This window comes from Paraburkholderia sp. SIMBA_027, assembly GCF_046535315.1.
Taxonomy (GTDB): domain Bacteria; phylum Pseudomonadota; class Gammaproteobacteria; order Burkholderiales; family Burkholderiaceae; genus Paraburkholderia; species Paraburkholderia tropica.
Genome location: NZ_JAWRWY010000001.1, coordinates 517,967 through 531,066, shown reverse-complemented (window position 1 = coordinate 531,066; position 13,100 = coordinate 517,967). Strand labels below are relative to the sequence as shown.

Annotated in this window: 9 protein-coding genes; all 9 read left to right on the top strand. The window is 66.9% G+C overall.

Translation table 11 applies throughout. From position 1 onward, the window contains the following. Positions 1–125 precede the first annotated feature (125 nt). The 9 genes from SB764_RS02220 (at position 126) to SB764_RS02180 (ending at position 13,056) form a co-directional block, all read left to right on the top strand. Positions 126–2,024: an extracellular solute-binding protein gene (locus SB764_RS02220; RefSeq protein ID WP_410862502.1), complete on the top strand. Its 1,899-nt coding sequence runs from the start codon at positions 126–128 to the stop codon at positions 2,022–2,024. An 8-nt stretch (positions 2,025–2,032) separates the two neighbouring features. Then, positions 2,033–3,088, top strand: a complete 1,056-nt coding sequence (locus SB764_RS02215) for a microcin C ABC transporter permease YejB (protein WP_065063906.1) — start codon at positions 2,033–2,035, stop codon at positions 3,086–3,088. Continuing rightward, positions 3,042–4,154, top strand: a complete 1,113-nt coding sequence (locus tag SB764_RS02210; RefSeq protein WP_065063908.1) for an ABC transporter permease — start codon at positions 3,042–3,044, stop codon at positions 4,152–4,154. Before SB764_RS02215 ends, SB764_RS02210 begins: the two co-directional genes overlap by 47 nt. Continuing rightward, positions 4,154–5,797 carry an ABC transporter ATP-binding protein gene (locus tag SB764_RS02205; RefSeq protein WP_074983382.1) on the top strand — a complete coding sequence of 548 codons (1,644 nt, stop codon included), beginning with the start codon at positions 4,154–4,156 and terminating at the stop codon, positions 5,795–5,797. The genes SB764_RS02210 and SB764_RS02205 overlap by 1 nt, the downstream gene beginning before the upstream one ends. Next, positions 5,794–7,230: a TldD/PmbA family protein gene (locus SB764_RS02200; protein WP_110327091.1), complete on the top strand. Its 1,437-nt coding sequence runs from the start codon at positions 5,794–5,796 to the stop codon at positions 7,228–7,230. Before SB764_RS02205 ends, SB764_RS02200 begins: the two co-directional genes overlap by 4 nt. A gap of 89 nt (positions 7,231–7,319) precedes the next feature. Continuing rightward, positions 7,320–8,621, top strand: coding sequence for a TldD/PmbA family protein (locus tag SB764_RS02195; RefSeq protein WP_321904190.1), 1,302 nt, complete (start codon positions 7,320–7,322; stop codon positions 8,619–8,621). Positions 8,622–8,736: 115 nt separating this feature from the next. Then, entirely contained in the window at positions 8,737–9,285 is a 549-nt protein-coding gene (locus tag SB764_RS02190) for a GNAT family N-acetyltransferase (RefSeq protein WP_065063914.1), read from the top strand. Then, positions 9,282–9,863: a GNAT family N-acetyltransferase gene (locus SB764_RS02185; protein WP_065063916.1), complete on the top strand. Its 582-nt coding sequence runs from the start codon at positions 9,282–9,284 to the stop codon at positions 9,861–9,863. Before SB764_RS02190 ends, SB764_RS02185 begins: the two co-directional genes overlap by 4 nt. Before the next feature lie 61 nt (positions 9,864–9,924). Beyond that, positions 9,925–13,056: a multidrug efflux RND transporter permease subunit gene (locus tag SB764_RS02180; protein WP_065063918.1), complete on the top strand. Its 3,132-nt coding sequence runs from the start codon at positions 9,925–9,927 to the stop codon at positions 13,054–13,056. The last annotated feature ends 44 nt before the right edge of the window (positions 13,057–13,100 follow it).

The following is a 13,100-nucleotide window of genomic DNA, read 5'->3' as shown; positions in this document are numbered from 1 at the left end:
GGGCTAGCAGCAAGGGCCGGGCAACCGGCCCTGTCCTCACGAAGGACGCATCAAGGCCGCGGCGCGCGCATCACCTGCGCGCGCCGCGTGCCGCAACGCAAACCATGCGGACAGAAAGACCGAAGATGAGACTGACGAAGTGTGCGCGCGTCGTGGCGGCAGCCCGCGCAGCGCTTGCAGCATGCACGCTGGGGGCGGCGTTCGCCGGCGCCGCGCAGGCGGCCACGGCCATCGCGCAGTACGACTCGCCCAAATACCCGGCCAACTTCACGCATTTCGATTACGCCGATCCCGACGCGCCCACCGACGGCACGCTGAGCTTCCAGAATTTCGATCAGGCGCAGAGCTACGACTCGCTCAATCCCTTTCTCGTGCGCGGCTCGCCCGCACCGGACATCAAGAACTTGATGTTCGACACGCTGATGCAGCGCAGCTGGGACGAACTCGCCTCCGAGTATCCGCTGATCGCGCAGAGCGTGGACGTCGCGCCCGACCTCACGTCGGCGACCTTCCATATCGACCCGCGCGCGCGCTTCTCGAACGGCGACCCGATCACGGCCGCCGACGTCAAGTATTCGTTCGACACGCTCACGAGCCCGCAGGCCTCGCCGCTGTTCAACGCGCAGTTCGAAGTGATTCGCGACGTCGTGGTGATCGACCCGCATACGGTGCGCTTCGATTTCCGCCGCGCCGAACGCGACGCGCCGCTGATCGCGGGCGATCTGCCGGTGTTCTCGCCGAAGTGGGCGAAGAAGGCCGACGGCACGACCATCGCGTTCAACCAGCTCTCGAACGTGCCGCCGATCGCGAGCGGCGCGTATCTGATCGAGTCGCGCAAGAACGACAAGCAGATCATCTACCGCCGCAATCCCGACTACTGGGCCGCCGATCTGCCGACGCGGCGCGGCATGTACCGCTTCCAGCGCATCGTCTTCAATCTGTATCTCGACCTGTATACGCAGCTCGAAGCGTTCAAGGCCGGCGACGCCGACGTGCACGTGGAGTACAGCGCCACGCAATGGGCGCGCAAATACGTGGGCAAGAATTTCCGCAACGGCATGCTCGAAAAACGCGATTTCGCGACGAGTCCCGCGCAGTTCCAGGGCATGCTGATCAACACGCGCAAGGACCGCTTCAAGGACGTGCGCGTGCGTCATGCGCTTTCGCTCGCGTTCGATTACGACTGGATGAACCGCATGATGTTCTACGGTCAGTACACGCGCCTGAAGAGCTATTTCGACGTGAGTCCGTTCGCGGCCACGGGCCTGCCGTCGCCGCAGGAACTCGCGCTGCTGGACCCGTATCGCGCGAGTCTGCCGCCCGAGGTGTTCGGCCCGATGATGCAGTTGCCGAACACGCTGCCGCCCAATTCGCTGCGCGGCAATCTGCGCGAGGCGCGCGATCTGCTCGCGCAGGCGGGCTGGCACTATCGCGACGGCGCGCTGCGCAACGCGGCCGGCGAGCCCATGACCGTCGAGATCATCGACGACGAGCCGGGCATGGACCGTCTGATCCTGCCGTACACGCAGGCGCTCGGCATGCTCGGCATCCAGGCGCATCTGCGCGAGATCGACAGCGCGCTGTATCAGAAGCGTATCGACAATTTCGATTACGACATGACCACCTACATCTACGCGCCCACCACGATTCCGGGCGCGGAACTGGTGCGCCGCTTCGGCAGCGCGGCGGCCAGCCAGGTGGGATCGGAAAACTATCCGGGCGTGCGCATGAAAGTGGTCGACAAACTCATCGACGCCGTGCAGAAAGCCAACACGCTCGCCGATCTGGAAACGGCCACGCATGCGCTCGACCGCGTGCTGATGAACGAATACTTCCTCGTGCCCGAATACTACGCGCCGAACGAGCGCATCGCCTTCAAGACCACGATCGGCCGGCCGGCCATTTCGCCGCTGACCTACGTGCCGGAAGAGTGGACCATCGACTACTGGTACCGCAAACCCGGCGCGCCCGATCCCGCGCGCGCGGGCGGCGCTTCGTCCACCCACACCGCCGCCGTGCAGTAAGGAGCCGCATGTACGCCTATATTCTCAGACGTCTTTTGCTGATGGTGCCGACGCTCATCGGCGTGGTCACGGTCACGTTCATCGTCACGCAGTTCGTGCCGGGCGGTCCGGTCGAACAGGTGCTCACGCAGTTGCGTCACGGCAGCGGCGCGCGCGGCGGCGAAGTGGGCGCGGGCGGCGGCGGGTATCACGGCAGCCAGGGCGTGGACCCGCAGCAGATCGAGCAGATCAAGAAGCAGTTCGGCTTCGATAAACCGCCGCTCACGCGCTACGTGATGATGCTCAAGGACTACGCCACCTTCGATCTCGGCCAGTCGTACTATCAGCACGCGAGCGTGTGGCAGGTGATTCGCGAGAAGCTGCCGGTGTCGATCTCGCTCGGCTTGTGGACCGTGATCCTCACGTATCTGATTTCCGTGCCGCTCGGCATTGCGAAAGCCGTGCGCAACGGCTCGCGCTTCGACACCGTCACGAGCGTGCTGGTGCTCGCGGGCTACGCGATCCCCGGCTTCGTGCTCGGCGTGCTGCTGCTGATGATGTTCGGCGGCGGCACCTTCTGGCAGGTGTTTCCGATGCGCGGCCTCACCTCCGACAACTTCGACGACCTCAGCGCGATCGGCAAGGTGCTCGATTATCTGTGGCACATGGTGCTGCCGGTCACGGCTTCGGTGGTGGGCAACTTCGCGATCGTCACGATCCTCACGAAGAACACCTTCCTCGAAGAAATCGGCCGCCAGTACGTGCTGACCGCGCGCGCGAAGGGCGCGCCCGAGCGCGACGTGCTCTGGAAGCACGTGCTGCGCAACGCGGCGATTCCGCTCGTCACCGGTCTGCCCGCCGCATTCGTGGGCGCCTTTCTCAACGGCAACCTGCTGATCGAAACGCTCTTTTCGCTCGATGGCATGGGGCAGCTTTCGTACGACTCGGTGATCCGCCGCGATTACCCCGTCGTGCTCGGCTCGCTCTTTCTGTTCACGCTGATCGCCCTCGTCACCAAACTCATTGCCGATGTCTGCTATGTCCTCGTCGACCCCCGCATCCAGTTCCACCGGCTGGACCGCTGATTCCGCCACGCTCGCGCACGCGCAGCCGGTTTCGCCGTGGCGTCGCACGTGGCTGCGTTTTCGCTCGCAGCGGCTCGGTTACTGGAGCCTCGTGATCTTCATGGTGCTGTTCGTCGTCAGCCTGTTCGGCGAAGTGCTCTCGAACGACCGGCCGCTCATGGTGCGCTATGACGGGCACTACTATTTCCCGATCGTGAAGGATTATCCGGAGACCTTGTTCGGCGGCGATTTTCCCGCGCAGACCAATTATCTGGATCCGTACATTCGCTCGAAGCTGACCTCGCACGGCAATTTCGCGGTCTATCCGCCGAATCCGTACCGCTACGACACGATCGACTATTTCGCGGCACGTCCGTATCCGGCGCCGCCGTCGTCGAGCAACTGGCTCGGCACCGACCAGTTCGGCCGCGACGTGGTCGCGCGCCTGCTGTACGGCTTCCGCCTCTCGGTGCTGATGGCGTTCGCGCTCACGGTCTCGGGTGTGCTGCTCGGCGTGCTCACGGGCGCGGTGCAAGGCTTCTACGGCGGCCGCACCGACCTGATCGGCCAGCGCCTGATCGAGATCTGGAGTTCGATGCCCGATCTCTATCTGCTGATCATCTTCGCGTCGATCTTCGAGCCCACGCTGTGGCTGCTGTTCATCCTGCTGTCGATGTTCGGCTGGCTCGTGCTGTCCGATTACGTGCGGGCCGAATTCCTGCGCAACCGCTCGCTCGACTACGTGAAGGCCGCGCGCACGATGGGCCTGACGAACTGGCAGATCATGTGGCGTCACGTGCTGCCGAACAGTCTCACGCCGGTCATCACTTTTCTGCCGTTCCGCATGAGCGCGGCGATTCTCTCGCTCACGAGTCTCGACTTCCTCGGCCTCGGCGTGCCGCCGCCGATGCCGAGCCTCGGCGAGTTGCTGCAGGAAGGCAAGAACAATCTCGACGCGTGGTGGATTTCGATTTCGGCGTTCGCGGCGCTGGTCATCACGCTGCTGCTGCTGACCTTCATGGGCGACGCGCTGCGCAATGCGCTCGACACGCGCGCACGCGGCTCGGCATTCGGCGGAGGCAAATGATGAGCGCACCGTTGCTGGATATTCAGGACTTTTCGGTGCGCTTCGGCGACAAGCTCGCCGTGCGCGATCTGAGCCTGTCGATCGCGCGCGGCGAACGCGTCGCGCTGGTCGGCGAATCGGGCTCGGGCAAGAGCGTGACGGCGCTGTCGATCCTCGGCCTCGTCGCGCAGGCGGAACTCGGCGGGCGCATGCTGCTCGACGGCGTCGATCTGCTGCAACAGAGCGAGCGCCAGATGCGCGGCATTCGCGGCGGCGACATCGCCATGGTGTTTCAGGAGCCGATGACCGCGCTCAATCCGCTCTTCACGATCGGCAAGCAGATCGCGGAAAGCCTGCGCCTGCACGAAGGTCTGCGACCGAATGCGGCGCGCGCGCGTGGCATCGAACTGCTGCGTCGCACCGGCATTCCCGAGCCGGAGCGCCGCATCGACAGCTTTCCGCACCAGCTTTCGGGCGGTCAGCGTCAGCGCGCGATGATCGCGATGGCGCTCGCGTGCCGTCCGCGTCTGCTGCTCGCCGACGAACCGACCACGGCGCTTGACGTGACCGTGCGCCAGCAGATCGTCGATCTGCTGCTCGAATTGCAGGAGCAGGAAGCAGCCGCGCGCGGCATGGCCGTGCTGCTGATCACGCACGATCTGAATCTCGTGCGCCGCTTCGCGCAGCGCGTGGCGGTGATGGAAAAGGGCGTGCTGGTGGAAACCAACACGACCGAGGCGCTGTTCTCGAATCCGCAGCATCCGTACACGCAGCGTCTGCTCGACAGCGAGCCGTCGCGAGCGGTGCAGCCGGTCGCGCCCGACGCGCCCGTGATTCTCGACGTGAAAGATCTGGCCGTCGATTACCGCACGGCGGGCAAGGGCTGGCGCTCGCTGTTCGGCGGCGACGCGTTTCGCGCCGTGCACGAAGCGAGTCTCACGCTGCGGCGCGGTGAAACGCTCGGCGTGGTCGGCGAATCGGGATCGGGCAAGTCCACGCTGGCCTCGACGGTGTTAGGCTTGCAGGGCGCGGCGGAGGGCGAGATCCGTATCGACGGGCAACCGCTCGCGGCGCTGCGCGGCGCGGGCGAGCGCCTGTCGCTCTACAAGCGCATGCAGGTCGTATTTCAGGATCCTTTCGGTTCGCTCTCGCCGCGCATGACGATCGAGCAGATCGTCGGCGAAGGGCTCACGGTGCATCAGCCGCAACTGAAGGGCGAGGCGAAGCGCCGCCGCATCGGCGGGCTGCTGGAGGAAGTCGGGCTGCCGGCCGAGTCGATGCTGCGTTATCCGCACGAATTCTCGGGCGGCCAGCGTCAGCGCATCGCGATTGCGCGCGCGCTCGCGGTCGAACCCGAGATGATCGTGCTCGACGAACCGACCAGCGCGCTCGACGTTTCCATCCAGAAACAGGTGCTGGCGTTGCTCACGGACCTGCAAAAGCGGTATCGTTTGAGCTATCTGTTCATCACGCACGATCTCGCGGTGATGCGCGCGATGGCGCATCGCGTGATCGTGATGAAAGCGGGGCGCATCGTGGAGCAGGGCGACACGCTCGCGGTGCTCGACGCGCCCACGCACCCCTATACGCAGTCGTTGCTCGCGGCATCGATGCTGGCGAATCCGGCATCGGCCTCCGCCGCGCTCAAGGAGAACATTGCATGATCGATGAAAGCTGGACGTTGGCCGTACGCGGACTGCGCAGTTCGGCCGATTTCTGGTCGGTACGTTTCGTGGACGAACGCAAGGACGATCACGTCGTGCGCAACGACGTGGCGCTGCCGCTGCGCATCGCGCGCGAGCGCGGCGCGATGGTGACGGCCTGGGCCGGCGCGGGCGCGGGCTACGCGGCCACCGCGGACCTCACCGCAAGCGGTCTGCAACGCGCGCTGGAGATCGCCACGGCGCGCGCGCAGGCGAGCGCGGCGCACGCGCTGATCGACCATCGCGAGGTCGCGCGGCCCGCGCAAAGCGGCGAGTATGTCTCGCCGAACGCGCAGGCGGCGCTGCCGTCGCGACGCGAATGGCTCGACCGCCTCGCGCACGAATGCGCGGCGGCGAAGCTCGATGCGCGCATCGTCGAGCGCCAGGCGGGCATGGAAGTCACGCAGTGCGACCAGCTCTATCTGACGAGCGACGGCGTGCGCATCGAACAGCGTTTCCGCTTTCTGATGCCGGCGCTGTCCGTGGTCGCGCACGACGACGGCGACACCCAGGAGCGCACGCTCGGCGGCCACTACGGCTTGCTCGCGCAGGGCGGCATGGAAATTCTCGCGCGCTACGGTTTCGACGGCGCGGGCGCGCGCGTCGCGAACGAGGCGCTGCAACTGCTCGCGGCGCCGAACTGCCCCACGGGCAAGCGCGACCTGCTGCTGATGCCCGACCAGATGATGCTGCAGATTCACGAGTCGATCGGCCATCCGCTCGAACTCGACCGCATTCTCGGCGACGAACGCAATTTCGCGGGCTGGAGCTTCGTGAAGCCGGAGATGTTCGGCAGCTATCAGTACGGCTCCGAACTGCTCAACGTGACCTTCGACCCGGACACGCGCGAGGAAGCCGCCGCCTATGCCTTCGACGACGACGGCAGCGCGGCCAGCAAGGAATATCTGATTCGTGCGGGCATGCTGGAGCGTCCGCTCGGCGGCGCGCTCTCGCAGCAGCGCGCGGGCCTGCCCGGCGTGGCGAACTCGCGTGCGGCGAACTGGAACCGGCCGCCGATCGACCGCATGGCGAACCTCAATATCGAGCCGGGCGACCAGTCGCTCGACGCGCTGATCGCGGGCGTCGAGCACGGCATTCTGATGAGCACGAACACGTCCTGGTCGATCGACGATCATCGCAACAAGTTCCAGTTCGGCTGCGAGTTCGGGCAACTGATCGAAAACGGCAAGCTCACGGAGATCGTCAAGCGGCCGAGCTATCGCGGCATTTCCGCGAGCTTCTGGCGCAGCCTCGCGGCAGTGGGCGACGCGTCCACGCGCGCGGTCTACGGCACGCCGATGTGCGGCAAGGGCGAGCCCGCGCAGGTCATTCGCGTGGGCCACGCTTCGCCGGCCTGCGTGTTTTCCAACGTCGAAGTGTTCGGAGCCGCCTGATGACCGATTTGCTTTTTGCAGGCTCGGATGCCGCCGCTGCTGCCACGCGTGCGCCGGGCGCCTCGATCGACTGGCACGCGCATTTCGCGATGCTTGCCGACGCCATCGAGCGCCAGCGCCAGCCCGGTGAAACCGTGCTGAGCGCGTTCGCGGGCGAGCAGTCCGATTTCATCCGCTTCAATGCGGGCAAGGTGCGCCAGAGCGGCCAGGTGGAGCAGGGGCGTCTGACGCTGCGGCTCGTGCACGGCGCGCGTCAGGCCTATTCCACGCTCGACCTGAGCGGCGACGCGAACGCCGACGTGCGCCACACGGCCGAGGCGCTCGCGGCGCTGCGCGAAAGTCTGCTCGACGCGCCCGACGATCCGCACGTGCTGTTCGACACCACCTCGTGGTCGCGCAGCACGCGCCGCAACGGCAAGCTGCCGCAACCGCAGGCGCTCGTCGAACGCGTCGCGCAATGCGCGCAGGGACTCGATTTCGTCGGCTTCTACGCGGGCGGCACGCTCTCGCGCGGCTTCGCCTCCACGGCGGGCAGCCGCGGCTGGTACGAAGTGGAGAACTTCAATTTCAGCTGGTCGCTGTATCAGCCGAACGGGCGCGCGATCAAGACGCGCTATGCGGGCGACAACTGGGACGACGCCGTGTTCGCGGCCAAGGTGAGCGAAGCGGCCGCGCGCCTGCCGGTGCTGCTGCGCGCGCCGCGCGTGCTCACGCCGGGCGGCTATCGCGCGTGGCTCGCGCCGGCGGCGCTGTCCGAGTTCGTGCAGTCGATGGCGTGGGGCGGCTTTTCGGCGCGCGCCCAGGCGGCATCGACGAGTCCGCTCTACAAGCTCAACACGGGCGCGGTCGCATTCGATTCGCGCGTGGCGTTGACCGAGTCGCTCGAACTCGGCATCTCGCCCGCCTTCAACGACGACGGCTATCTGCGCGCGAGCGTGCCGCTGATCGAGGGCGGCCGTGGCGTGGGCCAGTTGACGAGCGCCCGTTCGGCGCGCGAGTACGGGCTCGAACCGAACGGCGCGCTGCCGCAGGAAATGGCCACGACGGTGTCGATGGCGACCGGCGACCTCGCGCCCGAAGACGTGCTCGCGCGTCTGGGCACCGGGCTCTACATCGGCAATCTCTGGTACGTGAACTTCTCGGACCGCATGAATTGCCGCCTGACCGGCATGACGCGTTTCGCGACCTTCTGGGTGGAAGACGGCGAGATCGTCGCGCCCGTCGACGCCATGCGTTTCGACGACAGCCTCTACGGCCTGCTCGGCGACCGCCTGGAAGCGCTGGGCGCGCAGTCCGAACTGCTGCTCTCCGATTCCACCTGGGGACAGCGCGCGACCGGCGGGGTGCAACTGCCGGGCGCGCTCGTGAAGTCGTTCGAACTGGTGTTGTAGCGCGCAGGGTTGGAAGCGGCGCGCACGAGGGCGCGCCGCAGAAAGCAGCGAGGCAGCGAAACTGGAAAGCGCAGTACGGAAGTGCAGCAAAACGTAAAACAACAAGGATGCACAGATGTCGAATAACGCAAATCCGCAGACGGGCGGGCCGCTCGTGCTGCGCGGCATAAGAGAGCGAGACGCGGAGCAGTTGCACGCGCTCATTTACGCGCCTTCGATGGCGCACGGCGATCCGCAAACGCCGTTTCGCACGCTGGAATCCACGCGCGAATGGATCGCGAAGCGCACGCCGCAACTGATCATGATCGGCGCATGGATGGGCGAGGAACTGGTCGGCGAAGGCCAGGTGCAGGTCGGCCGCATGCGCCGGGCGCACGTCGCGGAAATCGGCGTGGGCGTGCACGGCGACTGGCAGCGGCGCGGCGTCGGCTCGCGGCTCATGGCCGAGATGCTCGATCTCGCCGACAACTGGCTCGGCCTGCGCCGCCTCGAACTCAAGGTGTTCGTCGACAACGAGGGCGCCATCGCGCTCTATCGCAAGTTCGGCTTCGAGATCGAAGGGCGGCTGCGCGGCAACATGCTGCGCGACGGCGCGTACATCGATTCGTTTCTGATGGGGCGTCTGCGTGCGCCGCTTCCCTACATCGACAGCGAGGCATCATGAATCTTCCTCACGATGCGGCGGCGCAACGCGCCGCGTTCGCGAAAGCGCTGCGCGTGCGCGCGGCCGAACCCGACGACAGCGAGGCGATGGCCGCGCTCATGAACCTGCCGGGCGTGCGTCCCGGCACGCTCTCGCACGGCTATCGCACGGGCGAGGCGGTGCGCGCGTGGCTGGCGACCCAGAAGGCCGACTCGATGATGATCGTCGCCGAATACGAAGGGCAGATCGTCGGGCAGTCGGAACTTCGCGCGTACGACGGGCGGCGCTCGCATTGCGGCTCGATCGGCATTTCGGTGCACGACGCGTATCATGGGCGCGGGGTGGGCTCGCTGCTGCTCGCGGGGCTGCTCGACGCCGCCGACAACGCGTTCGGGCTGCGCCGCGTCGAGTTGCAGGTGTTCGCGAACAATACGCGCGCGCTCGCGCTCTATCGCAAGTTCGGCTTCGTGGTGGAAGCGCGCGCACGCGGCGACGCGATCCTCGACGGCGCGCTGCACGACGTGCTGCACATGGCGCGGCTCGTCGAAGCACCGGTGTTCGCGCCGCCGGTCGTCACGGACGGTCCGCAAGCGCCCTGAGCCCGCGCGGCCCCTTGGGCCATCCAAAGCCCCTTCAGCCTATTCAGCCAGGACGCCTCGCGTGCCCTTCTTCTTTATCGACCGGCCGGTCTTCGCGTGGGTGATCGCGCTCGCCGTCATGGTGGCGGGCGCGCTCGCCATCACGCAGTTGCCCATCGCGCAGTACCCGCGTCTCTCGCCGCCGCGCATCGTGATCGTCGCGCAGTATCCGGGCGCGTCGGCGCAAACCGTGGATGACAACGTCGCGAGCATCATCGAGGAAAGCCTCGATGGCGCGGACGGCATGCTCTACTACGAAACCAGCAGCGACGGTCTCGGCAATCTGGAGATCGACGTGACCTTCGCGCCCGCCACGAATCCCGACATCGCGCTCGTGGACGTGCAGAACCGCATCAAGCAGATCGAGGCGCGTCTGCCGCAGGCGGTGGTGCAGCAGGGCGTGAACGTGGTGAAGGCGTCCAACACGTTCCTGATGCTGGTGGCGCTCACCTCGACGGACGGCTCGCGCGACTCCGCGCAGCTCGCCGACTATCTGAACCGCTACGTGCTGCGCGAACTCAAGCGTGCGCCCGGCGTGGGCTCGGCCGAGCTGTGGGATTCCGACGAAGCGATGCGCATCTGGCTCGATCCGTACCGGCTGCGCGAATACGGGCTCGCGGCGAGCGACGTGACCACGGCGATTACCGCGCAGAACGCGCCCGTGACGGCGGGCACGATCGGCGATGCGCCGTTCGCGGCAGGCCAGCAGACCAATGCGTCGGTCGATGTGAAGGGTCAACTGGATACGCCCGAGCAGTTCGGCGAGATCGTGCTGAAGGCGAAAACCGACGGCTCGATCGTGCGTCTGCGCGACATCGCGCGCGTGGAAATCGGCCGCAGCGATTACTCGTTTTTCTCGCGCCTGAATGGACGGCCCGCCGCGACGGTCGGCATCCAGCTCGGCCCGCGCGGCAACGCGCTCGAAACCTCGGACGCGATCCGCGCGCGCCTTGCCGAACTCTCGAAGCGCATGCCGCCCGGCATCGCCGTGGAGATTCCGTTCGACAGCGCGCATTTCGTGCGCGTGGCGATCCGCGAAGTGGTCATCACGCTGCTCGAAGCCATCGTGCTGGTGTTCTGCGTGATGTGGCTGTTCCTGCGCGATCTGCGCGCGACGCTCGTGCCCACGGTCGTGATTCCGGTCACGCTAATGGGCGCGTTTCTCACGCTCTACATGGGCGGCATGTCGATCAATGTGTTCACGCTGTTCGGCCTCGTGCTCGCGATCGGCATTCTCGTCGACGACGCCATCGTGGTGGTGGAAAGCGTGCACCGTGCGATGCACGAAGAAGGCTTGCCGCCGCGCGAAGCCACGCGCCGCGCGATGTCGCGCATCGGCGGGGCGATCGTCGGCGTGACGGCGGTGCTCACGGCCGTGTTCGTGCCGATGGCGTTCTTCACCGGCAACGTGGGCGGCATCTATCGTCAGTTCGCCGTGTCGATGATCGCGTCGATGCTGGTGTCGTCGTTCATGGCGCTGTCGCTCACGCCCGCGTTGTGCGCGAGCATGCTCAGAAAGCCGAAGCATATCGAAGCGCACGGCACGTCGCGGGTGGCGCGCGTGTCGCGCGGCTATCGCGGCATCGTGATCAAGCTGCTGCGCCGCAGCCGCCGCGTGCTCGCGATCTACGCGGTGCTGCTGGCCGCGGGCGCGTGGCTCTACTGGCAGATGCCCGAAGGCTTTCTGCCCGCCGAGGACGAAGGCCAGTTGCAGGTCATGATCCAGTTGCCGGCGGGCGCCAATCAGGCGCGCACGCTCGACGTGTTGCAGCGCACGGAGCAGATTCTGCGCAGCGAAAGCGCGGTCGAAAACGTCACGGGCGTGGTCGGCTGGAGCTTCGCGGGCAGCGGCCAGAACGTGGGCATGGCCTTCGTCGATCTCAAGGACTGGGACCGCCGCTCGATCAGCGCGCAGGCGCTGCGCGACCGCCTCAACGAGAAATTCGCCACGATCCTGGACGGCGACGTCGAGGCGACCTTGCCGTCGCCGGTGCCGGGCATCGGCCACTCGGAGGGCTTCACGTTCCGGCTCGAAGATCGCGGCGGCGTCGGCATGGACGCGCTCAAGGCCGCGCGCGGACAGTTGATCGACGCGGCCACGAAAAGTCCCGTGCTGGCGGGCGTGCATTCGGAGGATCTGCCCGATGCGCCGCGCGTCGATCTCGACATCGATCGCGCCAAGGCCTACGCGTTCGGCGTGCCGTTCGACCGTATCGCCGATCTGCTGAGCACCACGTTCGGCTCGACCTACGTCGACGATTTTCCGGCGGGCGGACGCATGCGTCGCGTGATCGTGTCCGCCGATGCGAACGCGCGCATGGCCGACCGTCAGTTGCTCGATCTGCCGGTGCAGACCAGCACGGGCGCGACCGTGGCGCTGTCGTCGCTGGCGAGCACGCGCTGGACGCGCGGTCCGGTCATGCTCGCGCGCTACAACGGCTATCCGTCGCTCGACGTGAGCGGGCGCGAATCGCACGGCCACAGTTCGGGCGAGGCGATGGCGGAAATGGAGCGGCTCGCGCTCGATCTGCCCGAGGGCGTGGCCTACGAATGGACCGACACCGCGTTCGAGCAGATCGAAGCGGCGCGCGACACGCCGCTGCTGCTCGGGCTTTCGGTGCTCGCGGTGTTCATGGTGCTCGCGGCGCTTTACGAAAGCTGGATCACGCCGCTCGCGGTGCTGCTGGTCGTGCCGCTCGGCACGCTCGGCGCGGTCACGGCGATGCTGCTGCGCGGCCTGCCCAACGACATCTACTTCAAGGTGGGGCTCGTGACGGTGGTCGGGCTCACGGCGAAGAACGCGATCCTGATCGTGCAGGCCGCGAACGCGCGGCGCGAGCGCGGCATGCGGGTGGCGACGGCGGTGGTGGCGGGTTGCGCGGAACGTCTGCGTCCGATCGTGATGACCTCGGCGGCTTTCGTGCTCGGCGTGGTGCCGCTCGCGCTCTCGCACAGCGCGGGCGCGGAGAGCCGTCATTCGATCGGCACGGGCGTGCTCGGCGGCGTGCTGGCGGCGACGGCGCTCGGCCTCGTGTTCGCGCCGGTGCTCTATTGCGCGGTGGCCGCGCGCTCGCCGGTACGGCGCGCGCCCCGTTCGCGACGCGGACGCGGTGCGGCGCGTGGCGAAGCGGTGTTCGAGGAAAACGCGCAGTAAGGCGGTTGGTAAGACGCGATCATCGGGACGCATGAAGGTGCGCG

Bases quoted from the DNA above. Each gene is read 5' to 3' on its own strand.
- SB764_RS02220 (WP_410862502.1), top strand. From the start codon at position 126: ATGAGACTGACGAAGTGTGCGCGCGTCGTGGCGGCAGCCCGCGCAGCG.
- SB764_RS02215 (WP_065063906.1), top strand. From the start codon at position 2,033: ATGTACGCCTATATTCTCAGACGTCTTTTGCTGATGGTGCCGACGCTC.
- SB764_RS02210 (WP_065063908.1), top strand. From the start codon at position 3,042: ATGTCCTCGTCGACCCCCGCATCCAGTTCCACCGGCTGGACCGCTGAT.
- SB764_RS02205 (WP_074983382.1), top strand. From the start codon at position 4,154: ATGAGCGCACCGTTGCTGGATATTCAGGACTTTTCGGTGCGCTTCGGC.
- SB764_RS02200 (WP_110327091.1), top strand. From the start codon at position 5,794: ATGATCGATGAAAGCTGGACGTTGGCCGTACGCGGACTGCGCAGTTCG.
- SB764_RS02195 (WP_321904190.1), top strand. From the start codon at position 7,320: ATGCTTGCCGACGCCATCGAGCGCCAGCGCCAGCCCGGTGAAACCGTG.
- SB764_RS02190 (WP_065063914.1), top strand. From the start codon at position 8,737: ATGTCGAATAACGCAAATCCGCAGACGGGCGGGCCGCTCGTGCTGCGC.
- SB764_RS02185 (WP_065063916.1), top strand. From the start codon at position 9,282: ATGAATCTTCCTCACGATGCGGCGGCGCAACGCGCCGCGTTCGCGAAA.